Annotated in this window: 19 protein-coding genes and 3 tRNA genes; 11 read left to right on the forward strand and 11 right to left on the reverse strand. The window is 56.1% G+C overall.

Features of this window, described 5'->3' with window-relative positions; translation table 11 throughout:
• Positions 1–3: 3 nt before the first annotated feature.
• Genes ptrA through recD form a run of 3 tightly spaced genes read left to right on the forward strand, consistent with a single transcriptional unit; the run spans position 4 to position 8,242 of the window.
• Entirely contained in the window at positions 4–2,886 is a 2,883-nt protein-coding gene (gene ptrA / locus NQ230_RS04810; RefSeq protein WP_257260225.1) for a pitrilysin, read from the forward strand.
• Complete coding sequence (gene recB, locus NQ230_RS04815) at positions 2,883–6,425, forward strand: exodeoxyribonuclease V subunit beta (protein ID WP_257260227.1); 3,543 nt, start codon at positions 2,883–2,885, stop codon at positions 6,423–6,425. Before ptrA ends, recB begins: the two co-directional genes overlap by 4 nt.
• Positions 6,422–8,242 (forward strand): exodeoxyribonuclease V subunit alpha, encoded by a 1,821-nt coding sequence (gene recD / locus NQ230_RS04820; protein WP_213822076.1) that lies wholly within the window; start codon positions 6,422–6,424, stop codon positions 8,240–8,242. The genes recB and recD overlap by 4 nt, the downstream gene beginning before the upstream one ends.
• Positions 8,243–8,276: 34 nt before the next feature.
• Here the strand turns inward: recD and argA are convergent, their stop codons facing one another.
• Positions 8,277–9,608, reverse strand: a complete 1,332-nt coding sequence (argA, locus tag NQ230_RS04825; RefSeq protein ID WP_063144705.1) for an amino-acid N-acetyltransferase — start codon at positions 9,606–9,608, stop codon at positions 8,277–8,279.
• Positions 9,609–9,835: 227 nt separating this feature from the next.
• Here argA and amiC point away from each other — a divergent pair, with 227 nt between their 5' ends.
• Positions 9,836–11,089 (forward strand): N-acetylmuramoyl-L-alanine amidase AmiC, encoded by a 1,254-nt coding sequence (gene amiC / locus NQ230_RS04830; RefSeq protein ID WP_029740496.1) that lies wholly within the window; start codon positions 9,836–9,838, stop codon positions 11,087–11,089.
• 88 nt (positions 11,090–11,177) lie between these two features.
• On the opposite strand, the gene NQ230_RS04835 is transcribed toward amiC, so the two are convergent.
• The 3 genes from NQ230_RS04835 to NQ230_RS04845 all read right to left on the reverse strand — a co-directional run bounded on the left by NQ230_RS04835 (position 11,178) and on the right by NQ230_RS04845 (position 11,486).
• Positions 11,178–11,254: transfer RNA gene (locus NQ230_RS04835), tRNA-Met, on the reverse strand.
• A 44-nt stretch (positions 11,255–11,298) separates the two neighbouring features.
• A tRNA-Met gene (locus NQ230_RS04840) sits at positions 11,299–11,375 on the reverse strand.
• A 34-nt stretch (positions 11,376–11,409) separates the two neighbouring features.
• Positions 11,410–11,486: transfer RNA gene (locus tag NQ230_RS04845), tRNA-Met, on the reverse strand.
• A 208-nt stretch (positions 11,487–11,694) separates the two neighbouring features.
• Here NQ230_RS04845 and mltA point away from each other — a divergent pair.
• Together mltA and tcdA are read left to right on the forward strand one after the other, a co-directional pair.
• On the forward strand, positions 11,695–12,792 hold the full coding sequence (gene mltA / locus NQ230_RS04850) for a murein transglycosylase A (RefSeq protein WP_121424558.1): 1,098 nt from the start codon (positions 11,695–11,697) through the stop codon (positions 12,790–12,792).
• Positions 12,793–12,867: 75 nt separating this feature from the next.
• Positions 12,868–13,674, forward strand: coding sequence for a tRNA cyclic N6-threonylcarbamoyladenosine(37) synthase TcdA (gene tcdA / locus NQ230_RS04855; protein WP_257260229.1), 807 nt, complete (start codon positions 12,868–12,870; stop codon positions 13,672–13,674).
• Here tcdA and csdE read toward each other — a convergent pair.
• Positions 13,665–14,111: a cysteine desulfurase sulfur acceptor subunit CsdE gene (gene csdE / locus NQ230_RS04860; protein ID WP_257260230.1), complete on the reverse strand. Its 447-nt coding sequence runs from the start codon at positions 14,109–14,111 to the stop codon at positions 13,665–13,667. The two genes, tcdA and csdE, sit on opposite strands and share 10 nt — an antisense overlap.
• Positions 14,111–15,316, reverse strand: coding sequence for a cysteine desulfurase CsdA (gene csdA / locus NQ230_RS04865; RefSeq protein ID WP_257260234.1), 1,206 nt, complete (start codon positions 15,314–15,316; stop codon positions 14,111–14,113). Before csdA ends, csdE begins: the two co-directional genes overlap by 1 nt.
• A 192-nt stretch (positions 15,317–15,508) precedes the next feature.
• Between csdA and NQ230_RS04870 the strand changes: the two genes are divergently transcribed.
• From NQ230_RS04870 to rlmM, 4 genes are all read left to right on the forward strand, one after another.
• Positions 15,509–15,736, forward strand: coding sequence for a YgdI/YgdR family lipoprotein (locus NQ230_RS04870; RefSeq protein ID WP_008499648.1), 228 nt, complete (start codon positions 15,509–15,511; stop codon positions 15,734–15,736).
• A 349-nt stretch (positions 15,737–16,085) separates the two neighbouring features.
• Positions 16,086–17,003 (forward strand): glycine cleavage system transcriptional regulator GcvA, encoded by a 918-nt coding sequence (gene gcvA, locus NQ230_RS04875; protein ID WP_023309032.1) that lies wholly within the window; start codon positions 16,086–16,088, stop codon positions 17,001–17,003.
• A gap of 39 nt (positions 17,004–17,042) precedes the next feature.
• A complete protein-coding gene (locus NQ230_RS04880; RefSeq protein WP_023309031.1) occupies positions 17,043–17,438 on the forward strand; it encodes a DUF423 domain-containing protein in 396 nt (131 codons plus the stop codon).
• A complete protein-coding gene (rlmM, locus tag NQ230_RS04885) occupies positions 17,431–18,531 on the forward strand; it encodes a 23S rRNA (cytidine(2498)-2'-O)-methyltransferase RlmM (protein WP_121424556.1) in 1,101 nt (366 codons plus the stop codon). The genes NQ230_RS04880 and rlmM overlap by 8 nt, the downstream gene beginning before the upstream one ends.
• A gap of 109 nt (positions 18,532–18,640) precedes the next feature.
• On the opposite strand, the gene xni is transcribed toward rlmM, so the two are convergent.
• From xni to queF, 5 genes are all read right to left on the reverse strand, one after another.
• A complete protein-coding gene (gene xni / locus NQ230_RS04890) occupies positions 18,641–19,396 on the reverse strand; it encodes a flap endonuclease Xni (protein ID WP_159514822.1) in 756 nt (251 codons plus the stop codon).
• A 112-nt stretch (positions 19,397–19,508) separates the two neighbouring features.
• Complete coding sequence (gene sdaB, locus NQ230_RS04895; protein ID WP_023333255.1) at positions 19,509–20,876, reverse strand: L-serine ammonia-lyase II; 1,368 nt, start codon at positions 20,874–20,876, stop codon at positions 19,509–19,511.
• Positions 20,877–20,941: 65 nt separating this feature from the next.
• On the reverse strand, positions 20,942–22,237 hold the full coding sequence (locus tag NQ230_RS04900; RefSeq protein WP_024909280.1) for an HAAAP family serine/threonine permease: 1,296 nt from the start codon (positions 22,235–22,237) through the stop codon (positions 20,942–20,944).
• A gap of 514 nt (positions 22,238–22,751) precedes the next feature.
• Positions 22,752–24,116 carry a nucleotide 5'-monophosphate nucleosidase PpnN gene (gene ppnN / locus NQ230_RS04905; protein ID WP_023309027.1) on the reverse strand — a complete coding sequence of 455 codons (1,365 nt, stop codon included), beginning with the start codon at positions 24,114–24,116 and terminating at the stop codon, positions 22,752–22,754.
• Positions 24,117–24,232: 116 nt separating this feature from the next.
• Positions 24,233–25,075 (reverse strand): NADPH-dependent 7-cyano-7-deazaguanine reductase QueF, encoded by an 843-nt coding sequence (queF, locus tag NQ230_RS04910; RefSeq protein WP_159514819.1) that lies wholly within the window; start codon positions 25,073–25,075, stop codon positions 24,233–24,235.
• 69 nt (positions 25,076–25,144) lie between these two features.
• Between queF and syd the strand changes: the two genes are divergently transcribed.
• Positions 25,145–25,690: a SecY-interacting protein gene (gene syd / locus NQ230_RS04915; RefSeq protein WP_148768935.1), complete on the forward strand. Its 546-nt coding sequence runs from the start codon at positions 25,145–25,147 to the stop codon at positions 25,688–25,690.
• Positions 25,691–25,784: the final 94 nt, after the last annotated feature.

The raw sequence follows: 25,784 nt of genomic DNA on the forward strand, positions 1-25,784 counted from the left end.
GTAATGCCAGGCAGCACCTTGTTTAAAGCGTTTGTTTTGTTTGTCGCCCTCTGGGCACCTGTCACTCAGGCAGACTCCGGTTGGCAACCCGTTCAGGAAACTATTCGTAAAAGCGAAAAAGATACCCGTCAATATCAGGCTATTCGTCTTGATAACGGCATGACCGTACTGCTGGTTTCCGATCCGCAGGCGGTGAAATCCCTTTCGGCATTAGTGGTGCCGGTTGGATCGCTGGAAGATCCTGACGCTCATCCTGGGCTTGCACACTATCTGGAACATATGACGCTGATGGGGTCAAAAAAATACCCGCAGCCAGATAGCCTGTCCGAATTTCTGAAAATGCATGGCGGCAGCCACAATGCCAGCACGGCACCGTACCGCACGGCCTTTTATCTTGAAGTCGAAAATGATGCGCTGGAAGGCGCGGTCGATCGCCTTGCTGATTCCATCGCCGCCCCCTTGCTGGATAAAAAATATGCCGATCGTGAACGCAATGCGGTGAATGCCGAACTGACAATGGCCCGCACGCGAGACGGTATGCGCATGGCCCAGGTCAGCGCTGAAACCATCAACCCTGCGCACCCGGGTTCGCGTTTCTCCGGCGGTAACCTGGAGACGTTAAGCGACAAACCGAACAGCCCGGTGCTTGATGCCCTGCACGCGTTTCGCGATAAATACTACTCTGCCAACCTGATGAAAGCGGTCATCTACAGCAATAAACCGTTGCCAGAACTGGCAGGCATGGCGGCTAAAACGTTTGGCCGGGTGCCGAATAAAAATATCGATCTGCCGCAGATAGACGTACCGGTTGTCACGGACGCGCAAAAAGGGATCGTTATCCACTACGTACCGGCGCTGCCGCGCAAAGTGCTGCGCGTGGAATTCCGCATCGATAACAACACCGCACAGTTTCGCAGTAAAACCGATGAGCTGGTGGCCTACCTGATAGGTAACCGTAGCCCGGGTACGCTTTCTGACTGGCTGCAAAAACAGGGGCTGGTGGAAGGTATTCGCGCCGATTCCGATCCGGTTGTGAACGGCAATAGCGGCGTGCTGGCGATCTCCGCCACCCTGACCGACAAAGGGCTGGCAAACCGTGATGAAGTGGTGGCGGCGATCTTCAGCTACCTCTCTCTACTGCGTGAAAAAGGCGTCGATAAGCGCTATTTTGATGAACTCGCCCACGTGCTGGATCTCGATTTCCGTTACCCGTCCATTACCCGCGACATGGATTACGTAGAGTGGCTGGCGGATACTATGATCCGCGTGCCGGTGGAACACACCCTCGACGCGGTGAATATTGCCGACCGGTATGACGCCGAGGCGGTAAAATCCCGGCTGGCGATGATGACGCCGGAGAATGCCCGCATCTGGTACATCAGCCCGAATGAACCGCATAACAAGACGGCGTATTTTGTCGATGCCCCCTATCAGGTGGATAAAATCAGCGCGCAGACCTTCGCCGACTGGCAGAAGAAGGCCGGGGAGATTGCGTTGAAGCTGCCGGAGCTGAACCCCTATATTCCGGATGACTTCTCGCTGACCAAAACGACTCAAGATTACCCGCACCCGGCGCTTATCATTGATGAGCCGACGCTGCGCGTGGTGTATACCCCCAGCCGCTATTTCGCAAGCGAGCCAAAGGCCGATGTCAGCGTGGTGCTGCGTAACCCGAAAGCGATGAACAGCGCCAAAAATCAGGTGATGTTCGCGCTCAATGACTATCTCGCCGGAATTGCGCTCGATCAGCTTAGCAATCAGGCGGCCGTGGGTGGGATCAGCTTCTCCACCAACGCCAACAACGGTTTGATGCTCAATGCAAACGGCTATACCCAGCGTTTGCCTCAGCTGTTCCAGGCACTGCTGGAGGGGTATTTCAGCTACACGCCGACGGAAGAGCAGCTTGAGCAGGCCAAATCGTGGTATGCGCAGATGATGGATTCTGCGGAGAAGGGTAAAGCCTACGATCTGGCGCTTATGCCAGCGCAAATGCTGTCGCAAGTTCCTTATTTCCAGCGTGAAGACCGCCGCGCGCTGTTGCCTTCGATCACCTTAAAAGACGTGCTGGCTTACCGTGACGCGCTGAAAACCAACACGCGCCCGGAATTCCTGATCGTCGGCAACATGAGTGAGGATCAGGCCAAAACGCTGGCGGAGAATGTGCGCACTCAGCTCGGTTCGAAGGGCGACGAGTGGTGCCGCAATCAGGACGTGCTGGTTGAGAAAAAACAGAACGTGATTTTTGAAAAGACGGGTAACAGCACGGATTCCGCGCTGGCCACGGTATTTGTGCCAACGGGCTATGATGAATTCGCCAGCTCGGCGCAGAGTGCCGTGCTGGGGCAAATTATTCAGCCGTGGTTCTATAACCAGTTGCGTACAGAAGAGCAGCTTGGCTACGCGGTGTTTGCCTTCTCCATGAACGTAGGCCGACAGTGGGGTCTGGGTTTCCTGCTGCAAAGCAGCGATAAACAGCCGGCGTATCTCTGGCAGCGTTACCAGGCCTTCTTCCCGCAGGTGGAAGCAAAACTGCGCGCCATGAAGCCGGAAGAGTTTGCTCAGATCCAGCAGGCCGTCATCGCGCAGGTGATGCAGCCGCCGCAGACGCTGGGTGAAGAAGCCTCGCAGCTGAGCAAAGATTTCGATCGCGGTAATCTGAAATTTGATTCGCGTGATAAAGTAGTGGCCGAGATAAAACAGCTGACGCCGCAGAAGGTTGCCGACTTCTTCCATCAGGCGGTCATTAAGCCGCAGGGTATGACCATTCTGTCCCAGGTTTCCGGTAGCCAGAACGGGAAAACGGAGTACGTGAACCCGAAAGGCTGGAAGGTCTGGAAGAGCGTCAGCGCGCTGCAGCAATCTATGCCCTGGAGTAAGAAAGAATGACCGATACCGCTGAGTCCCTTGATCCCTTACGTTTACCTCTGCAGGGTGAACGATTGATTGAAGCCTCAGCGGGAACGGGAAAAACCTTCACCATTGCCGCTCTCTATCTGCGTCTGCTGCTGGGGCTTGGCGGTAACGCGGCTTTTCCACGCCCTTTGAGCGTGGAAGAGCTGCTGGTGGTCACCTTCACCGAGGCTGCCACCGCTGAGCTGCGGGGCCGTATTCGTACCAATATCCACGAGCTGCGCATCGCCTGTCTGCGTCAGAGCACGGATAACCCTCTCTACGCGAGCCTTCTGGAAGAGATTGCCGATAAGCAACAGGCAGCCCAGTGGCTGCTCCTCGCCGAACGGCAGATGGATGAAGCGTCCGTCTTCACCATTCACGGTTTTTGCCAGCGCATGCTGAGCCTGAATGCGTTTGAATCCGGCATGCTGTTTGAACAGCAGCTTATTGAAGATGAATCCGTGCTTCGCTATCAGGCCTGCGCGGATTTCTGGCGTCGCCATTGCTACCCCTTACAGCGCGATATCGCCGAAGCGGTACATGCGTTGTGGAAGGGCCCGGAGGCGCTGCTGCGCGCTATCGATCGTTATCTGCAGGGGGAAGCGCCGGTCATCAAATCCCCGCCGCCTGCGGATGAAACCCTGGCCTCACGGCATGAAAAAATCATCGCGCAGATTGCCGACATCAAGCAAAAATGGATTGAGTCCGTTGGCGAGATTGACGCAATCATCGAAAATTCCGGGATTGACCGACGCAAGTTTAACCGCGGCAACCAGGGGAAATGGATCGACAAGATCAGCGCCTGGGCGCAGGAAGAGACGCGAGGCTATCAGCTCCCGGACGCGCTGGAAAAATTTTCCCGACGTTTCCTGGTTGAACGGACCAAAGCCGACGGCATTGTGCCTGAGCATCCCCTGTTTGTGGCGATTGAAACCCTGCTGGCTGAGCCCTTAACGCTCAACGATCTGATAATCACTCGCGCCATGACCGAAATTCGAGAAGCCGTCGCGCGTGAAAAACGCCGCCGGGGTGAGCTGGGGTTCGACGATATGCTGAGCCGCCTCGATGCGGCGCTGTGCAGTGAGAACGGCGAAGCGCTTGCCGCCGCGATTCGCACCCGTTTCCCGGTGGCGATGATTGACGAATTTCAGGATACCGACCCTCAGCAATACCGCATTTTCCGCCGTATCTGGCGCCAGCAGCCCGGCACCGCGCTGTTGTTAATCGGCGATCCGAAACAGGCCATTTACGCCTTCCGCGGTGCGGATATTTTCACCTACATGAAAGCCCGCAGCGAGGTTGACGCGCACTACACGCTCGACACCAACTGGCGCTCCTCTCCCGGCATGGTGGAAAGCGTCAACGCACTCTTCAGCCGTATGGATACGGCGTTTATGTTCAGGGAGATCCCGTTTCAGCCGGTAAAATTCGCCGAGAAAAATGCCTCGTTGCGCTTCGAGTTCAACGGCGCGACGCAGCCTGCCATGAACTTCTGGCTGCTGGACGGGGAAGGCTGCGGCGTTGCCGACTATCAAAATGCCATGGCCCAGCACTGTGCCGCACAAATCCGCGACTGGCTCAGTGCGGGCACGCGCGGTGAAGCGCTGCTGTGGAAAGGGGATAAATCTGCCCCCGTAAAGGCATCCGATATCACGGTGCTGGTGCGCAGCCGTCAGGAGGCAGCACTCATCCGCGACGCCCTGACGTTACTGAATATTCCCTCCGTCTACCTCTCAAACCGCGACAGCGTCTTTGAAACGCTGGAAGCGCAGGAGATGTTATGGCTGCTACAGGCCGTGCTGGCTCCGGAGCGGGAAAGCACGCTGCGTAGCGCACTGGCGAGCGCGATGCTCGGGCTGAACGCGCGGGATATCGATGCGCTCAACAATGACGAAGCCGCGTGGGATGCCGTGGTAGAAGAGTTTGTTCGCTACCGCGAAAAATGGCAGAAGCGCGGCGTGATGGCGATGGTGCGCGAGCTCATGGCACAGCGCCACATTGCCGAGAATATGCTGGCGACAGCGGGCGGCGAGCGCCGTTTGACCGATATTTTGCACATCAGCGAGCTGCTGCAAGAGGGGGGTACGCAGCTGGAGAGCGAGCACGCCCTCGTGCGCTGGCTGGCGCAGCAGATTGCCGACCCGAACAGCAATTCGTCCAGCCAGCAGATGCGCCTTGAGAGCGATAAACATCTGGTGCAGATCGTCACCATTCACAAATCGAAAGGCCTGGAATATCCGCTGGTCTGGCTGCCGTTTATTGCCAATTACCGCGTGCAGGATCAGGCCTTTTACCACGATCGCGAGTCTTTTGAGGCGGTGCTCGATCTCAGCAACGCGGAGTCCAGCGTTGAGCTGGCAGAGGCCGAGCGTCTGGCGGAAGACCTGCGCCTGCTCTACGTCGCGCTGACCCGTTCGATCTGGCACTGTAGCCTGGGCGTTGCGCCGCTGTTCCGTCGCCGTGGCGAAAAGACCGGGGAGAGCGATTTTCATCTGAGCGCGCTTGGGCGGCTTATTCAGCACGGCGAACCCAAAGACGCGGCGGGCCTGCGCCAGTGTATCGAATCCATTTGCTCTGAGCATGTTGCCCTGCATATTCCTTCGCTGCCCGACAACAGCCGCTGGCACATGCCGGAGCCGCACGAGTCAGATCTCCATGCCCGTCGGGTGGTACGCACGATTGCCGACGACTGGCGCGTCACCAGCTACTCCGGTTTACAGCAGCACGGGCAGAGTATTGCGCAGGATCTGATGCCAAAACTGGACGTGGATGCCGCAGGAGCCGGTAGCGTACCCGTTGAGCCGGTGCTTACCCCGCACCAGTTCCCGCGCGGCGCCTCGCCGGGCACGTTTTTGCACAGCCTGTTTGAAGAGCTGGATTTTACCCAGCCGGTTTCCGAAGAGTGGGTACTGAAGATGTTACAGAGCGGCGGCTACGACGCACAGTGGCAGCCGGTTCTCACCGACTGGATCCGCGCTGTACTGCACGCGCCGCTCACAACGCAGGGGATCTCGCTGAGTCAGTTGACCGCCAAAAATAAGCAGGTGGAGATGGAGTTTTATCTCCCCATCACCAGCCCGCTCAGAGCCGAGGCGCTTGATGCGCTTATCCGCGAGTACGATCCGTTATCCGCCGGGTGCCCGCCGCTGAACTTCCGCCAGGTACAGGGGATGCTCAAAGGCTTTATCGACCTGGTTTTCCGCCACGAAGGGCGCTACTACCTGCTGGATTACAAATCGAACTGGCTGGGTGAAAGCAGCGAAGCCTACACGCAGGACGCGATGGCCTCTGCCATGCAAATGCATCGCTACGATCTGCAGTACCAGCTTTACACTCTGGCGCTGCACCGTTACCTGCGTCATCGCATGGCCGATTACCGCTACGAAGCGCATTTTGGCGGCGTCATTTACCTGTTCCTGCGCGGAGTGGATGCTAACGACCCGCGTTCCGGCGTCTTTAGTACGCGTCCGGCTGCGGAACTGATTGAAAAAATGGATAACCTGTTTGCTGCAAGCACGGAGGAGGTGGCATGACGATGCAGGCGCTACTGCTGGACGCGGTTGAACAACGATTACTGCGCCACCTGGATGTGCAGTTCGCCATGATGGTGGCAGGTGAGGAGCCTGCCGTCATGCTTGCCGCCGCCATTCTGAGCAAAGACGCGGGGGAGGGGCACGTGTGTCTGCCGCTGTCGCGTCTGGCGGTGGATGAGAAGATGCCTCCGGCTTTACAGGCGTGTTTCGCGCTGCTGGGTGACGCAGTGGACTGGCAGGCGATATTACTCGGCTCGCCTGCCGTGAGCGGAGCCGATACCGGGACGCCGATGATCCTTGTCGGCGAACGTTTGTATCTTAACCGGCTGTGGCGTAACGAACTGACGGTTGCGCGTTTTTTCAGCGAGACCAACGCCCCGCTTCCCTGCGATGAAGCACAGCTCCGGCAAACGCTGGATACGCTGTTTACCTCTGACGACGCGACAGACTGGCAGAAAGTGGCGGCAGCCGTGGCCTTAACGCGACGGATCTCGGTGATTTCTGGCGGCCCGGGCACCGGGAAAACGACCACCGTGGCAAAACTGCTTGCCGCGCTGATTCAGCTATCGGGTGAGCAAAAGTGCCGAATTCGCCTGGCGGCCCCCACCGGTAAAGCGGCGGCACGTTTGACGGAATCGTTAGGCGGCGCGCTGCAAAAACTGCCCCTAACCGGGGATCAGCTTGCGCTTTTCCCCAATGAAGCCAGCACGCTGCACCGTTTGCTTGGCGCACAGCCGGGTAGCCAGCGTTTGCGCTATCATGCCGGTAACCCGCTGCACCTTGATGTTCTGGTGGTGGATGAAGCGTCGATGATTGACCTGACGATGATGTCGCGTTTGATCGATGCGCTCCCGCCGCACGCGCGCGTTATTTTCTTGGGCGATCGCGATCAGCTTGCCTCCGTAGAGGCCGGGGCCGTGCTGGGGGATATCTGCACCTATGCCAGCCTGGGATATACCGCTGAACGCGCGCAGGAGCTGGCCCGTCTCACCGGATGTTCGCTCACCTCTGAAAACCATTCTCTTGCAGGGGCGCTGCGCGACAGCCTGTGTCTGCTGCAAAAAAGCTACCGTTTCGGCAGCGACTCCGGCATCGGCCAGCTTGCGGCAGCGGTGAACCGGGGCGACCGGCGCACCACCGCGGCGGTATTTGACGGAACCTTTACGGATATTGAGAAAAAATCGCTGCAAAGCGGGGAAGAGTATCAGGCGATGCTTGATGACGCCCTGCAGGGGTATCAGCACTTTCTGGCGGGCGTACAACAGCAAAGTACGCCGGAGCAGGTCATTGCCGCGTTTGGTGAATACCAGCTGCTCTGTGCGCTGAGGGAAGGCCCGTTTGGTGTCCGGGGTCTGAACGACAGGCTGGAACAGCTGCTGGCGCAAAAACGCAAAATTAACCGTACCCCGCACTCGCGATGGTATGAAGGGCGACCGGTGATGATCTCCCGCAACGACAGCGCGCTGGGGTTGTTTAACGGGGATATCGGGATTGCGCTAGACTGCGGCCAGGGCCTGCGCGTCTGGTTCCAGATGCCGGACGGGAACGTGAAGTCTTTCCAGCCCAGCCGTTTGCCCGAGCATGAAACCGCCTGGGCGATGACGGTGCATAAATCCCAGGGCTCCGAGTTTAACCATGCGGCGCTGATCCTGCCCACGCAGCTTTCACCCGTCATTACCCGCGAGCTGATCTATACCGCCATTACGCGCGCACGTCAGCGCCTGTCTCTGTATGCCGATGAACGGGTGCTGGTGCAGGCGATCGCCACCCGCACGGAACGCCGAAGCGGGCTGAGCGCGATATTTGAGTCACTCTGAACGATAGCCCTCGCCGGACGGTGAGGGCGCCGTATCATCCCAGATCGGCCATCAGCACTTTTGAACGACGCTGATAGTTGTACATCTCTTTCTTCGTTTCCGGCAGAGAATCGATATCCACCGGTGTGAATCCGCGCTCCTGGAACCAGTGAATGCTGCGCGTCGTCAGGACGAACAGCTTGCTTAGCCCCATCTGGCGCGCCTGTACCGCCACGCGCTCAAGCAGCATTTCGCCGCGTGAAGAGCTGCGGTAATCAGGATGCACCGCCACGCAGGCCATTTCACCGATCTTCTCTTCCGGGAACGGATAGAGCGCGGCGCAGGCAATGGTCAGGTTATCGCGCTGAATAATGGTGAATTTGTCGATCTCCATCTCCAGCTGTTCGCGTGAGCGACGCACCAGAATACCCTGCTGTTCCAGCGGGCGGATCAGCTCCAGAATGCCGCCGATGTCGTTGATGGTGGCGCGGCGGATTTGCTCCGCACTCTCCATCACAATCTGTGTACCAATACCGTCGCGGGAGAACAGCTCCTGCAGCAGGGCCCCGTCTTCCTGATAGCTGATCAGATGGCTGCGGCGCACGCCGCTGCGGCAGGCCTTCACGGCGCCACGCAGGAAGCGGACGGTGCCTGAGTGGTAATCGCCTTCGGCTTCCAGCGCCTCCACGCGAGCCTGGGCTTCGTTTGGGAAGAGTTCCGGTACGATTGTTCCTTCATCGTTCACGACGCCCTGGGAGGAGCAGAACCCAATCATTTTTTCCGCCTTCAGCTTGATCGCCAGCTGCGTGGCAATCTCTTCGGACGTCAGGTTAAAGCTTTCGCCCGTTACAGACACAGCAACCGGGCCCATCAGCACGATGGCTCCGCTGTCCAACTGGCGATGAATAGCTTCTTCATCAATACGACGAATGCGGCCGCTGTGGCAGTAATCCACGCCATCGTCCACGCCGAGCGGCTGGGCAATGATAAAGTTGCCGCTCACGACGTTGATATGCGCCCCCTGCAGCGGCGTATTGTTCAGGCTCATGGAGAGACGCGCGGTAATATCCAGCTGCAGCAGACCCGCCGCCTGTTTCACCAGCTCAAGGGTTTTGGCATCGGTAACGCGGGTATGCTTGTGGTAAATCGGCTCGTGGTGGTGAGCGGCCAGGTTGGCGTCGATCTGCGGACGCGCGCCATACACCACCACCAGGCGGATCCCGAGGCTGTGCAGCAGGCCAATGTCATTGACGATGCTGGAAAAATTTTCATGCTCAATGGCTTCGCCGCCAAGCATGATGACAAACGTTTTTCCCCGATGGGCGTTGATATAGGGAACAGAATGGCGGAATCCCTGGACCAGTTCGGTTCTACGTTCCTTCACCATGGCACAACCCTTAATGAATGTTTATTCGTAATTTCTGTATTTTTATTCGATTGTGGTCGCGTGTGCAAGCGCAAATTTTCTGCGACCCACAGAAATTGGTAAGTAATCCGTGCGTTAGCGTATGATTGTTTACCCTTTTATAGATGACAGTTTATGCGTCATTCGTTAAAGTTTTCGGTCAATTTGGACATTTTGTATATCAGTCAGTGTTCTTGCTCGGGAGAAGCATGTCGGGATCCAATTCAGCAATAAGCCGCCGCCGTTTGTTAAAAGGGGCCGGGGCAATGTGGTTGCTTAGCGTCAGTCAGGTCGGTCTTGCCGCCACGAGTCAGGTGGTGGCGGTGCGTGTCTGGCCGTCGTCGACCTATACGCGCGTGACGGTCGAATCCAACCGCGTGCTGAAATATAAGCAATTTGCCCTCAGCAACCCGGAACGCGTGGTGGTGGATCTCGAAGGCGTTAACCTCAACTCCGTGCTGAAGGGGATGGCGGCGCAGATCCGCGGCGACGATCCGTTTATTAAATCGGCGCGCGTCGGGCAGTTTGATCCGCAAACCGTGCGCATGGTGTTTGAGCTTAAACAGAACGTTAAGCCGCAGCTGTTCGCCCTGGCGCCCGTCGCGACGTTTAAAGAGCGTCTGGTGATGGATCTCTACCCGGCTAATGCGACGGATATTCAGGATCCGCTTCTTGCCCTGCTGGAGGATTACAACAAGGGCGATTTGCAGCGTCAGGTTCCACCTGCGCAAAGCGGTCCGCAGCCGGGGAAAGCAGGGCGCGATCGTCCGATTGTGATCATGCTCGATCCCGGCCACGGCGGCGAAGACTCCGGCGCGGTGGGGAAATACCGCACGCGTGAAAAAGACGTGGTGCTGCAAATTGCCCGTCGTCTGAAGGCGTTGATTGATAAAGAAGGCAATATGCGCGCCTATATGACGCGCAATGAAGATATCTTTATTCCGCTGAAGGTCCGGGTAGCGAAAGCGCAGAAGCAGCGCGCCGATTTGTTCGTGTCGATCCATGCGGATGCGTTTACCAGCCGCCAGCCAAGCGGCTCGTCGGTGTTTGCGCTCTCAACCAAAGGCGCGACCAGTACCGCAGCAAGATTTCTGGCTGACAGCCAGAACGCCTCTGACCTGATTGGTGGCGTGAGCAAAAGCGGCGACCGCTACGTCGACCACACTATGTTCGATATGGTGCAGTCGCTGACCATTAACGACAGCCTGAAGTTTGGTAAAGCGGTGCTGGGCAAGCTGGGCAATATCAATAAGCTGCATAAAAACAGCGTTGAACAGGCCGGGTTTGCGGTACTCAAGGCACCGGATATCCCGTCCATTCTGGTCGAAACCGCGTTTATCAGTAACGTTGAAGAGGAGCGCAAGCTCAAGACGGCAAAATTCCAGCAGGAAGTGGCGGAGTCGATTCTGGCGGGGATACGGGCGTATTTCTCAGACGGGGCGACGCTGGCGCGACGCGGGTAAATCTTTCAGCCGGGTAAACGCCCGGCAAATTGACAAACGACAGATACAAAAAAACACCCTTAAGGGTGTTTATTGTTTTTAGAAGTATTGGTTGCGGGGGCCGGATTTGAACCGACGACCTTCGGGTTATGAGCCCGACGAGCTACCAGGCTGCTCCACCCCGCGTCCGTCTTTCTACTCGTGTAGAAACTTACTTCTTCAAATTTGATTGGTTGCGGGGGCCGGATTTGAACCGACGACCTTCGGGTTATGAGCCCGACGAGCTACCAGGCTGCTCCACCCCGCGTCACCGTACTGCTTATACTTCATCAAATTTTAATTGGTTGCGGGGGCCGGATTTGAACCGACGACCTTCGGGTTATGAGCCCGACGAGCTACCAGGCTGCTCCACCCCGCGTCCGTGGATGCGCACTATACTCGGATAGGTTTGTGATGCAACCCCTTTTTCACATAAATCATGATTTTGTATGCAAATTGAACGACATGGCTTTGTTTGGACTATTTTTTGCGCAAAATTTGCCAAAGGGCATGCGATCGCATTTCATTAGCCCTGGCGGTTTGTTATCTTCATCACGCGGAAATGGGCAACTTAAAGACGAGATATAATGAAAGGACGTTGGGCGAAGTATCTGATGGCGGGCGCAATGGTAGCGATTCTTGCGGCCTGTTCTTCCAAACCGACCGATCGCGGTCAACAGTATAAAGACGGGAAGTTATCCCAGCCTTTCTCTTTAGTTAATCAGCCTGATGCTGTCGGCGCACCGATTAATGCCGGTGATTTCTCCGAGCAGGTATACCAGATCCGCAACGCGTCGCCGCGTCTGTATGGTACCCAGAGTAGCGTGTATAGCGCGGTCCAGGATTGGCTGAAAGCAGGCGGCGATACGCGCAACATGCGCCAGTTTGGTATCGATGCCTGGCAGATGGAAGGGGCCGATAACTACGGCAACGTTCAGTTTACCGGCTATTACACCCCGGTTATCCAGGCACGACACTCCCGTCAGGGCGAGTTCCAGTATCCTATTTACCGTATGCCGCCAAAACGCGGTCGTCTGCCGTCTCGTGCTGAGATCTACGCCGGTGCGCTGAGCGAAAACTACGTTCTGGCATACAGCAACTCCCTGATGGATAACTTCATCATGGACGTTCAGGGCAGCGGCTACATTGATTTTGGCGACGGTTCGCCGCTTAACTTCTTCAGCTATTCCGGTAAAAACGGCCACGCCTATCGCAGTATTGGCAAGGTGCTGATCGACCGCGGCGAAGTGAAGAAAGAAGATATGTCGATGCAGGCTATCCGCGAATGGGGCGAGAAACACAGCGAAGCCGAGGTGCGTGAGCTGCTGGAGCAGAACCCGTCGTTCGTCTTCTTCAAACCGCAAAACTTCGCGCCGGTGAAAGGGGCGAGTGCCGTTCCGCTGATTGGCCGCGCGTCGGTAGCATCGGATCGTTCGATTATTCCTGCTGGCACCACGCTGCTGGCTGAGGTCCCTCTGCTGGACAACAACGGCAAGTTCAACGGCCAGTATGAGCTGCGCCTGATGGTGGCGCTGGACGTCGGCGGGGCGATTAAAGGCCAGCACTTCGACATCTATCAGGGTATTGGCCCTGACGCAGGCCATCGCGCGGGCTGGTATAACCACTACGGACGCGTGTGGGTACTGAAGGCGGCGCCGGGTGCTGGAAACGTATTCAGCGGCTGATTGTGGTATTCTGAGCGCAATACGGATTACTGTTCAGGGTGAGGAAAACCTCACCCTTTTTACATTTGAGGTTTTATGTCTGTGGTAATCAGCGACGCCTGGCGCCAGCGTTTTGGCGGAACGGCACGTTTATATGGTGAAAAAGCCCTGCAGCTGTTTGCGGATGCGCATGTCTGCGTCGTGGGCATTGGTGGTGTGGGGTCGTGGGCGGCAGAAGCGCTGGCGAGAACCGGTATTGGCGCAATCACGCTGATTGACATGGATGACGTTTGCGTCACCAACACCAACCGTCAAATCCACGCCCTGCGCGATAGTGTCGGTCTGGCGAAATCTGAGGTCATGGCGGAGCGTATCCGTTTGATCAACCCGGAGTGCCGCGTGACGGTGATCGACGACTTTGTGACGGCAGATAACGTCGCGGAGTACATGAGCAAAGGCTACAGCTATGTGATTGACGCCATCGACAGCGTGCGGCCAAAAGCGGCGCTGATCGCCTACTGCCGTCGCTACAAGGTGCCGCTGGTCACGACGGGCGGCGCGGGCGGGCAAATCGATCCGACGCAGATCCTGGTGGCCGATCTGGCGAAAACCATTCAGGATCCGCTGGCTGCCAAGCTGCGTGAGCGCCTGAAGAGCGACTTTAACGTGGTGAAGAACAGCAAAGGCAAGCTGGGCGTCGACTGCGTGTTCTCAACCGAAGCGCTGGTCTACCCGCAGGCGGACGGGTCAGTCTGCGCAATGAAAAGCACGGCGGAAGGGCCAAAACGAATGGATTGCGCCTCCGGGTTTGGTGCGGCCACCATGGTGACCGCCTCATTCGGCTTTGTGGCGGTGTCTCACGCCCTCAAGAAAATGATGGCGAAGGCGGAACGTCAGGCTTGAGCCTGACGTGCGGCATCCAGTACCGCGTCGCTGAGCGCGATCAGCCCCTGACCGCGCGAGGCGCTGAGCTGCGCGCGCAGCCCAAGCTCATCAAATAACGCCAGCGGCGAATGTGCCAGCAATTCCGCCGCGCTTTTCCCTTCCACAGCGGTCAACAATACGGCCAGCAGGCCCCTGACGATGCGGCCTTCGCTGTCGCCGAAGAAGTGCAGCTTCTCGCCGGAGACGCTCACACCCAGCCAGACGCGGTTTTCACAGCCTGCGATCTCTTTCGCCTGCGCTTTGAGATCGTCTGAAAGCACAGGGAGCTGTTTACCCAGCAGGATCAGCTGACGATATTTATCTTCCCACTGTTGGAGCGGGGCGAAGGTCTGTCTTAGGGTCTCTTCTGTGATGACCGTGCCAAACGGATGTCCGGCTAATGCAGCGTTAGTCATTAATCCACCAGTATTTCAAGGGCGCGGTCAACGGCGGCAACCAGCGCGTCGACATCGCTTTGGGTATTATACGGCGCAAACGAGGCGCGCAGCGTACCGTTAACGCCGAGCGCCGCCAGCAGCGGCTGGGCGCAGTGCTGTCCGGCACGCAGGGCAATGCCGTACCCGGCCAGCAGCGTCACCATGTCGCTATGGTGAACGCCCGCAAAATCAAAGGCGAGCAGGCTGGAGTCCTGAACGCGGAACGAGCGGAATCCCGGGCGCTTTTTGAGTTCTTCCTCTGCCAGCGTCGCCAGCCCCCGGCTCCAGCTTTCAGCCTGGACAATGTCGATTTCTGCCAGCCACTCCAGCGCCGCGCTTAAGCCAATCACCCCCGCCACGTTCGGCGTACCGGCCTCCAGACGATAGGGAACGTCCTGCGTTTTGAAGCCATCGAACGACACTTCGGTAATCATTTTGCCGCCACCGAGCCACGGCGTCATTTTTGCCAGCAGCTCTGGCTTGCCGTACAGCGCTCCTATACCGGTTGGCCCGTAGAGCTTATGTCCCGAGAAGGCATAGAAGTCGATATCAAGCGCCTGCACATCAGCGGGGAAGTGCACCACCCCCTGAGCGCCGTCGACCATCACCACCATCCCGCTGGCATGGGCGATGCGAATGGCCTGAGCCAGATCAGGGCAACCACCCGTGACGTTCGACATCTGTCCGAGCGCCAGAATGCGGCTGCGGGGAGTAATCAGCTCGGGGAGGCGGGCCACATCGGGCAGAAGGTCTGCACCCAGTGGGAGTTTCACCACGCGCGCACCCGTTTGCTCGGCCACCATCAGCCATGGCACCAGGTTGGCATGATGTTCCGCCTCGCTGACGACGATCTCATCGCCCGGCTGAAGCAGCGGGCGCGCGTAGCACTGGGCCACCATATTGATGGCCTCGGTCGTGCCGCGCGTCCAGACGATGTTTTTCCCGCTTTCGGCATTGATCAGGCGCGCGACCTGATCGCGTGCGGCTTCGTAGCGCGCGGTTAAACGCTGCGCTTCGGCAAACTGGCTGCGATGCACGTTCCCGGCGCTCAGGCTGTAGAACTGCTGCGTGGCCTCAATCACCGCCTGTGGCTTAAGGGCGGTGGCGGCGCTATCCAGATAAATACCGGCATCGGCCAGGGCCGGGAACTGTGCGCGGAACTGCGCAGGACTGAAAGCGTTCATGGGATTCCTCATTTCAATATAGCGATCGTCGCGCAATTTCAGCGGCAGGGCAAGGAGGTTGATATCTATCAGAATTGTCTGCTTATCCTTACGACCTCAAAAAAGCAGGTTATGCTAAATAGTGTTAGGCGGATGTTTTAGCCTGTTATAAATCGAGGTTTGAATAGCATTAATTGCTAAAGGAGAATAATCATGAATAAGACAGCTGCAATCATTTCTGCCTGTGCGTTTACTTTTGCCCTGAGCGCCTGTTCTGGTAACAACTACGTGATGCACACCAACGATGGTCGTTCTATCGTTTCGGAAGGGAAACCGACTACCGATAATGATACCGGGATGATTTCGTACAAAGATGCTAACGGGAACAAGCAGCAGATCAACCGCACGGACGTGAAAGAGATGAAAGAGATCGAGCACTAACGGATCGCAGGCGAAAAAAAAGCACCGCAAATTGGCGGTGCTACATTAATCACTATGGACAGACAGGGTAAATGTACAGGAAGTGAAAAATTGGTAGCGTTGCTACCGTGGTCTGAATCGCAGACCAATTGCAAACACAACAACACAACATCACAACCGTAAGCCAAAAGCCCTTCAGAACACGCATTCCGAAAAAAGCTCTTCGTTCCGGCTCAGGAAGTGCCGCCACTATAGGTATTTGCTGGTAGTTCCTCAACGGACAAATTATAATGGCTCAGATAAAAAAAACTAATAGGTTAAACGTTGTTTCCTGTTTGTTAAAATCCGTTAACATCTAAGCCAGATAACCATGTCAAAGCGATTGCCACCCCTCAATGCATTACGTGTTTTTGATGCAGCAGCACGTCACCTGAGCTTTACCCGCGCAGCAGATGAGCTTTTTGTGACACAGGCCGCAGTAAGTCACCAAATCAAGTCTCTGGAGGATTTTCTGGGCCTTAAGCTGTTTCGTCGACGCAACCGTTCGTTGCTGTTGACCGAAGAGGGGCAGAGCTATTTTCAGGATATTAAAGAGATTTTTTCCCAGCTTACGGAAGCCACGCGTAAGCTGCAGGCTCGCAGTGCAAAAGGTGCCCTGACTGTCAGTTTATTGCCCAGTTTTGCCATTCATTGGCTGGTGCCCAGACTCTCAAGCTTTAACTCAGCTTATCCGGGGATCGACGTTCGAATCCAGGCGGTAGATCGCCAGGAGGACAAGCTGGCCGATGACGTCGATGTTGCCATTTTTTATGGTCGCGGTAACTGGCCGGGCTTGCGTGTTGAAAAATTATACGCAGAATATCTCCTGCCGGTCTGTTCTCCCCTGCTGTTAACAGGTGAAAAGGCGCTGAAGTCACCCGCTGACCTGGCTCAGCATACGCTTTTGCATGATGCCTCTCGCCGCGACTGGCAAACTTATACCCGTCAATTAGGTCTTACACATATAAACGTGCAGCAGGGACCCATCTTTAGCCACAGTGCGATGGTGTTACAGGCTGCCATTCACGGGCAGGGCGTGGCGTTGGCGAACAACGTCATGGCGCAGTCCGAAATTGAGGCAGGCCGCCTGGTTTGCCCTTTTAATGATGTACTGGTCAGCAAGAATGCGTTTTATCTGGTTTGTCATGACAGTCAGGCAGAACTGGGTAAAATAGCCGCTTTCCGGCAGTGGATACTGGCGAAAGCGGCAACCGAGCAAGAAAAATTCCGCTTCAGGTATGAGCAATAACGTTTGTGTGCCGGGCACGCATCAATTCAGGACTTAAACATGACCAGCCGATTCATGCTGATTTTTGCCGCGGTGAGTGGCTTTATTTTTGTTGCACTGGGCGCCTTTGGCGCACATGTATTAAGCAAGTCTTTGGGCGCAGTAGAGATGGGCTGGATCCAGACCGGCCTTGAATATCAGGCCTTCCATACGCTGGCGATTTTTGGGCTGGCGGTGGCGATGCAGCGTCGTATCAGTATCTGGTTTTACTGGAGCAGCGTTTTTATGGCGCTGGGTACCGTGTTGTTCAGCGGTAGCCTGTACTGCCTTGCGCTCTCACATCTGCGCCTGTGGGCGTTCGTTACACCTGTCGGTGGCTTCAGCTTCCTGGCGGGTTGGGTATTAATGTTTATCGGAGCTATCCGTCTGAAACGCAAGGGCGTTGTTCATGAATAAGGTTGTTTTATATTGTCGCCCGGGGTTTGAGAAAGAGTGCGCCGCGGAAATTACCGATAAAGCGGCGAAGCGCGAAGTCTTCGGCTTTGCCCGCGTAAAAGAGAACGCGGGCTATGTGGTATTCGAGTGCTATCAGCCTGAAGACGCCGACAAGCTGGCGCGCGAGCTGCCGTTCAGCTCGCTGATCTTCGCTCGCCAGATGTTTGTCGCGGGTGAGCTGCTGAAGGATCTTCCGCCGGAAGACCGCATCACGCCAATTGTTGGCATGCTGCAGGGCGTGGTGGAGAAGGGCGGCGATCTGCGCGTTGAAGTGGCGGATACCAACGAAAGTAAAGAGCTGATGAAGTTCTGCCGTAAGTTCACCGTGCCGCTGCGTGCGGCGCTGCGTGATGCGGGCGTGCTGACGAACTACGAAACGCCGAAGCGTCCGGTGGTGCATATCTTCTTTATCGCACCGGGCTGCTGCTATACAGGCTATTCTTACACCACCAACAACTCTCCCTTCTTTATGGGCATTCCGCGTTTGCGCTTCCCGTCCGATGCGCCAAGCCGTTCCACGCTCAAGCTGGAAGAGGCGTTCCACGTCTTTATCCCGGCAGATGAGTGGGATGAGCGTCTGGCAAACGGCATGTACGCCGTCGACCTTGGCGCGTGCCCGGGCGGCTGGACCTATCAGCTGGTGAAACGCAATATGTGGGTATCGTCCGTTGATAACGGTCCAATGGCGCAAAGCCTGATGGACACCGGACAGGTCACCTGGCTGCGTGAAGACGGTTTCCGCTATCGCCCGAACCGTAACAACATCTCGTGGATGGTGTGCGATATGGTAGAGAAGCCGGCAAAAGTCGCCGCGCTGATGGCCTCCTGGCTGGTGAACGGCTGGTGTCGTGAGACCATTTTCAACCTCAAGCTGCCGATGAAAAAGCGCTATGAGGAAGTGTCGCAGAACCTGGCGTACATTCAGGAACAAATGGACGAAAACGGTATTAACGTAGAGATCCAGGCGCGTCAGCTGTATCACGACCGTGAAGAGGTGACGGTGCATATTCGTCGCTGGTGGGCTGCGGTCGGCGGACGTCGCGACGAGCGATAGTGCGCTGATTGCCCCTCACCCCGGCCCTCTCCCCAAAGGGGCGAGGGGGAAAAGACCGCACCGTGCAGTTCCCTCTCCCCCATGGGGAGAGGGTTAGGGTGAGGGGATATTAACGCTCTAATCTCAGCTGCTGTAAATTCCCGTCCAGCTGTAAATCCGTCTGTAGCGTTGCGATTTCCCGGCAGATAAAGGCCATCTCTTTATGCGCCTCCAGCTTCTTGCGCCACTTTTCTGGTACCTCATCCAGACGGGCGTAAATCCCTTCCAGACTCTGAAAATCGGTCAGCAGCAGTGCGGCGCTCTTCGGCCCAATACCGGCGACACCCGGCACCTTGGAGCTGCTGATGCCTGCCAGCCCCCAGTAATCCGGCAGTTGCTCAGGCGAGACGCCGAACTCGCTGGCGATAAACGGCGCGTCCAGCCAGCGTTTTTGAAAATAGTCGCGAATGCGGATAGTCGGGGAGAGCAGCTGGCAGTAGCCTTTGTCAGTTGAAACGATAGTGGCCTGATACCCGGCACTTGCCACCTTTACGGCGAGGGTGGCCGCGAGATCGTCGGCTTCGTTTCCGTGTGCGCCCCAGCAGGGGACGCCCCGCTGTTCAAATGCAGCGCGCAGCATGGGCAATTCAGCGTGAAGATCGTCCGGCATCGGTGCGCGTCCGGCTTTGTAGTCCGGCAGACGCTGGTGTCGCCAGCCCGTGTTGCGGGCTTCGTCATCAAATACCGCGACCGCGTGGGTGGGCTCACTGTGGCGAATAAGCTGTTCCAGCGCGTGCAGGCAGGTGTCTTTACAAGGCGTCCCCTGTACCGCATGGATACGGCGAATCAGGTTAAGAGCATCGACGATAAGTAAATGAACGGCCACAGATAATCTCCCTTCTATCTCATGCGTGAAGGGTAACACTGTCAGCAGCGTGAAACTATGAATGGTGGGGAAAACAGGAAGAAGCCTCGCAAAACGAGGCTTCCTGAGAGGCTTAATCGCAGGTCACGATCTTCATCGCAAGGCCGCCGCGAGAGGTTTCGCGGTATTTGGCGTTCATATCTTTACCGGTTTCGTACATGGTTTCGATAACCTTATCGAGACAGACGCGCGGCTCGCTGGTGCGGCGCAGCGCCATACGTGCCGCGTTCACCGCCTTCACGGAGGCAATCGCGTTACGTTCGATGCACGGCACCTGTACCTGTCCGGCAACCGGGTCACAGGTCAGTCCCAGGTTATGTTCCATGCCGATTTCCGCAGCAATGCAAACCTGTGTCGGGCTCGCACCCAACAGTTCGGCCAGACCCGCCGCCGCCATGGAGCACGCCACGCCGACTTCACCCTGACAGCCCACTTCCGCACCGGAAATGGACGCGTTCATCTTATACAGCGAACCAATCGCACTGGCGACCAGCAGGTAGCGTGCCAGTGAGTTCGCGTTCACTTCACGGATAAACTTGTCGTAGTACGCCAGCACCGCCGGAACGATGCCGCAGGCACCGTTAGTCGGCGCGGTGACCACACGGCCCCCTGCGGCGTTCTCTTCGTTCACCGCCAGGGCGAACATGTTGATCCAGTCTACGACGGCCATCGGGTCCGTTGTCGTTTTGTCGGTGCTCACCAGCATACGGCGCAGTGCTGCAGCACGACGCGGCACGCGAAGCTTGCCAGGCAGAACGCCTTCGGTGGTGATCCCACGCTCAATACCGCCGCGCATCACTTCCCAGACGTTAGTGAAGTGCTGTTCGAGCTCTTCTTTGCTGTGCAGTGCCAGCTCGTTTTTCATCATCAAGCCGGAAAGGGAAAGGCCCGTCTCCTGGCAGTGACGCTGAAGATCCGCCGCCGTTTTGTACGGATACGGCACCTCGACAGAAGCGTTATCGGTTTGACCAAAGTGGTCTTCGTCGACGATAAAACCGCCGCCGATAGAGTAATACGTCTGGCTGTATACCGCTTTGTCGCCAGCCAGCGCGGTAATGCGCATGCCGTTTTCGTGCAGCGACAGGTTGTCCGCATGGAAATTCATGCAGTGGTCAACCGGGAATTCAACCTCATGCTCACCGTTCGCTAGCAGCAGGCGACCGTGGGTGTTCACATCCTGGATGAAGCCAGGGATCGCATCAATATCAACGGTATCCGGCAGATTTCCCGCCAGGCCCATGATAATGGCGATATCGGTATGGTGGCCTTTCCCGGTCAGGGAAAGCGAGCCGTATACATCGACAACCACGCGGGTAATGTCATGCAAGATGCCGCGTGCAATCAAGTCATCCGTGAACTGCTTACCGGCTTTCATTGGTCCGACGGTGTGAGAGCTGGAAGGACCAATACCGATTTTGAAGATATCGAATACGCTAATCATGATGCGTCCATTGCTTTCAGTCAGAGAGGGAGGAGTGCGCCGTCCGAAGACGGCGCGGGTGATAATCAGAACATGGTGTACAGGGAGTAGAAGATCGCAGAGATTGCGATAAGACCCATGATAACCACAAAGACGTTGCTCACATGACCGCTGTACTTGCGCATAGCAGGGACTTTCTGAATCGCGTACATCGGCATCAGGAACAGAATCATCGCGATGACCGGGCCGCCCAGGGTTTCAATCATGCCCAGGATGCTTGGGTTCAGCGTTGCTACCGCCCAGGTGGTGAGCAGCATGAACAGTGCAGTGATTTTGTTCAGCTTGTTGATTTCAATGCTCTTGCCTTTACCGCGCAGAGATTTAATCACCATACCGTTGAAGCCTTCACGTGCGCCGAGGTAGTGGCCCAGGAAGGATTTGGTGATGGCGATAATCGCGATGATAGGCGCCATCCACGCAATGACCGGTGCGTTAAAGTGGTTCGCCAGGTAAGACAGAATAGAGATGTTCTGCTCTTTCGCTGCCGCCAGATCCGCCGGGGAGAGGCTCAGTACGCAGCTGAAGACGAAGAACATCACGGTCAGTACCATCATGATGTGAGCGCGTGCCAGGATGCTGGAGCACTTCTTCTCTGCGCCATTACCGTACTCTTCACGTTTCGCAACGGCGAAAGAGGAGATGATTGGGGAGTGGTTGAAAGAGAACACCATCACCGGAATCGCCAGCCAGAGGGTCATCAGCAGGCCGTTACCGGTTGCCGATGCGCTGCTCAGGGACAGGGTTTCCAGCGCTGCGCCGTTCCACTGTGGGATCAGGTAGCAAGCCAGCACCATCAGAGCAATAACGAACGGGAAGACCAGTACGCTCATTGCTTTCACAATCATCTGCTCACCGAAGCGCACGATGGTCATCATGCCCACAATCAGGATCAGAGACAGAATCGCACGCGGAGGCGGCGTCATGTGCAGCTGGTGCATCATGAAGCTTTCAACGGTGTTGGTGATCGCCACGCTGTAGACCAGCAGAATAGGGTAAATCGCGAAGAAGTAGAGCAGGGTAATCAGTTTACCTGCGCCAACGCCAAAATGCTCTTCAACAACTTCAGTGATGTCTTCGCCCGGGTTTTTACCGGACAGCACGAAGCGGGTCAGACCGCGGTGTGCAAAGAAGGTCATCGGGAAAGCGATGATAGCCATAATGATCAGCGGGATCAGACCGCCGACGCCTGCGTTGATAGGAAGGAACAGTACACCAGCGCCGATTGCCGTGCCGTAAAGGCCAAGCATCCACATGGTATCCGTTTTGCGCCAACCACTTCGGGATTCAATCGAAGCAACGGTGCTGGTTTGAGTGGTTTCCATCTATATCTCCTGGAGGAAGCGAATTGTCAGGTTTTTTAGTCAAATCCGATGAAAAAGTGCCTGACGGTAATATGAAATTCGTTCAGTGACGGTTTTTTAATAATTTTCACCCGTAACTATTGGCGGGCGGAAAGATACATTCTAGTTATGAATCTATCAGTGATCCTGATCCCAAATGCAATAATCCACTTATGATGTGGGCATCTTTAGACCATTTATCTGTTAAAAAAACATCAAAGAGAATTTACGGGCGCGAAGGCTACCACCAACGACATGTGAGCTGAAAGACCGACCCGTGATATAGGTGTCTTTAGCTGTAAAGATTTGGGTTTTTAGGATTTTCTGGCGGGTAATTTGGATTAAGGCTGATAACTTACGGTTGTAAAAATGAGGTAATCGTTTGCGTTTGTGAATAGTTTGTAAAAGACATAAGTGATGCCTATGAATTGCTTCGGTAAAAAAAAACCGGGACGCGCGAGAGGGCGACCCGGTTTTGATGAGACGCTGCTAAGCGTTAGGTGCAGATTTCGTAGCAAGGAATGTAGGCGGATCCTGGCAGCTTCATGCGGTGCTGAGCGACGAAGCCTTGCAGCATGTCGTCCATACGGCGCATCATCTCCGGGTCGCCGTGGATCTTGTACGGACCGTACTGTTCAATGGCGCGGATGCCCATCTCTTTGACGTTGCCCGCCACAATCCCGGAGAAGGCACGACGCAGATCGGCCGCCAGAACTTCCACCGGCTGGTCGGGGTAGAGTTTCAGGTTCGCCATATTTTCATGCGTTGGCTCGAACGGGATCTGCAGGTCCGGCGCGATGCGGATTGACCAGTTAAAGCTGTACGCATCGCCGGTATCGCGACGGTTCTCTTTCACCAATGGCATCGCTTTTTTCATCTGGCGAGCCACTTCTGCGGCATCGTCAATGATGATGCGATAGTGACGACGCGCGGCTTCACCCAGCGTGTGCACGATAAACTCGTCCAGCACGCGGAAGTAGTCGGCGCTCTCTTTCGGCCCGGTAAGGATCAGCGGCAGAACCTGATCTTTGTTGGCCGGGTTCATCAGAATACCCAGCAGATAGAGCAGCTCTTCCGCCGTTCCCACGCCGCCCGGGAAGATGATGATGCCATGAGCGATACGGACAAACGCTTCAAGACGTTTTTCGATATCCGGCATGATAATCAGCTCGTTAACCAGCGGGTTAGGTGGCTCAGCGGCGATGATGGACGGCTCGGTCATGCCGATAAACCGTCCCTCTTTGTAACGCTGCTGCGCGTGACCGACTGCCGCACCTTTCATTGGTGCTTCCATTGCACCCGGACCACAGCCGGTACAGATATTCAGCTCGCGCAGGCCGAGCTGGGTGCCCACCCGACGGGCATAAAGGTATTCGGTTTCGTTAATGGAGTGACCGCCCCAGCAGACGACCATGTTCGGCGCTTCACCCACGTGCAGGGCACGGGCGTTACGCAAAATGGAGAACACCAGGTTGGTGATATGGACCGAGCTTTCCAGGTCGAGATGCTGAAAACGGCCTGCGTTGTGGATCTGCCCGTTAACAAACAGAATGTCGCGCAGCACGGCAAACAGGTTAGCCTGAAGTGAACGAATGATGCGCCCGTCGACAAAGGCCTCTTCCGGCGGGTTGATGACTTCAAGCTTCACGCCACGCTCGCGGCGCAGCACGTTGATATCAAAGCTTTCGAAGCGGGACAGCAGTTCTTTACTGTTATCTGTCAGGCTTCCGGAGTTCAGTACGGCAAGTGAACAGTTACGAAACAGTTGATAAAGATCGCTGCTGGCCGTGCGCTTAAGCATGTCCACTTCCAGCTGCGACAACATATCCATTGAGCCAAGCGGGCTAATATGTGTAATCAAGTGAGCTCCTTACGGGACGATTATCGTCTTTCCCTGTTGATTACAATAGCCCTGGCGCGTGACGTTTCACAACCTAAAGCGCGGAAGATACCGCGCATATTGTGAAAATATTTATATTATTGACGCACCAGCCGTCCCGTCGCAGGTACAAAATCGGTGTTGGTGCGCCACGGGTTGATGTCCAGCCCGCCGCGGCGGGTGTAGCGCGCATAAACGCTCAGTTTTTCTGGCTGGCAGAAACGCTGAATATCGCTAAAGATACGCTCCACGCACTGCTCGTGGAATTCGTTGTGATGGCGGAACGACACCAGGTAGCGCAGCAATTTTTCCCGGTCGATTTTCGGGCCGCGGTACTGGATCTGCACCGAGCCCCAGTCCGGCTGGTGGGTGATCAGGCAGTTGGATTTCAGCAGATGGCTGACCAGCGTCTCTTCGACTACCTTTCCGCTCGCCGCGTTTTCGAGATAATCGGCGCTGAATTCATAATTCTCCACCTCGATATCCTGATCGTCGATGCAGGTCCCGTTGAAGTGGGCGACCGGCTGCCCTTCCAGCTCGTGCAGGCGATACAGTGAAACGCTTACCTTTCCCTGCGCGCAGGCGCTTAAATCACGCTCCAGGGTGTGCTGAACGTCATCCCAGCTGTTGAATTTTGTCTGGTTAAAACTGTTGAGATAGAGCTTAAAGCTTTTGGACTCGACGAGATTAACGCTGGCGTAATCCAGCTCAACGTGGCCCACCGCCACCTGCGGCAGACCGCGTGCGTTAAGCCAGGAGAGTTCGTACAGCGTCCAGATATCGCCGCCGACAAACGGCAATGCGTCCGCATGCAGACCCAGAGGATCGCGATTCAGGCTGCGCGGCACGCCCTGCAGCAGGCCTGCATCGTAGGTATCGCGGTAATCGGTCGATTTACCCAGCGTTAAGCCGGTTAACGCCTGATGATTTTCGTAAGACATGTTTCATAGCCACTTTACAGGTACACTTATGGGCTGAGTTTATCCTGTCTGACAAGAAGAGAGAAATCGGTGGACATCGAAACTGCAAATGCCCTCACTACCTTCACGACCCGCTATTGCGACGCATGGCATGAAAAGCAGGGCTCGTGGCCGCAAAGTGCTGATTTATATGGCGTACCCTCGCCGTGCATTATCTCTTCGCTTGAGGATTACGTTATCTGGCAGCCGAAGCCCAATACCGGCGAGCAAAATGTAAATGCGGTTGAACGGGCAATGGACATTGTGGTACAACCAGCGGTTCACGCGTTTTATACTACTCAGTTCGCAGGGGATATGCCCGCGCGCTTTGCTGATATCACGCTGACGCTGTTGCAGACCTGGAGCGAAGACGATCTGCAGCGTGTTCAGGAAAACCTGATTGGTCATCTGGTCACGCAAAAACGCCTTAAGCTTTCTCCGACGCTCTTTATTGCCACGCTGGACAGCGAACTGGATGTGTTATCCGTCTGTAACCTGTCAGGTGAAGTGGTTAAAGAGACTATCGGTACCCGCAATCGCGAGACTCTCGCCCCCTCTCTTGCGGACTTCCTCACCCGACTTGAGCCACTTCTGTAATCCATGATGCTATAGCGCGTGTGAGAGATCTCTTACAAGGTTTGTGAGAGATCGCTGGAACATTCAGTATTACCTTATTTAATTCAGATTAATA

The organism is Enterobacter asburiae, from assembly GCF_024599655.1.
Classification (GTDB): domain Bacteria; phylum Pseudomonadota; class Gammaproteobacteria; order Enterobacterales; family Enterobacteriaceae; genus Enterobacter; species Enterobacter asburiae_D.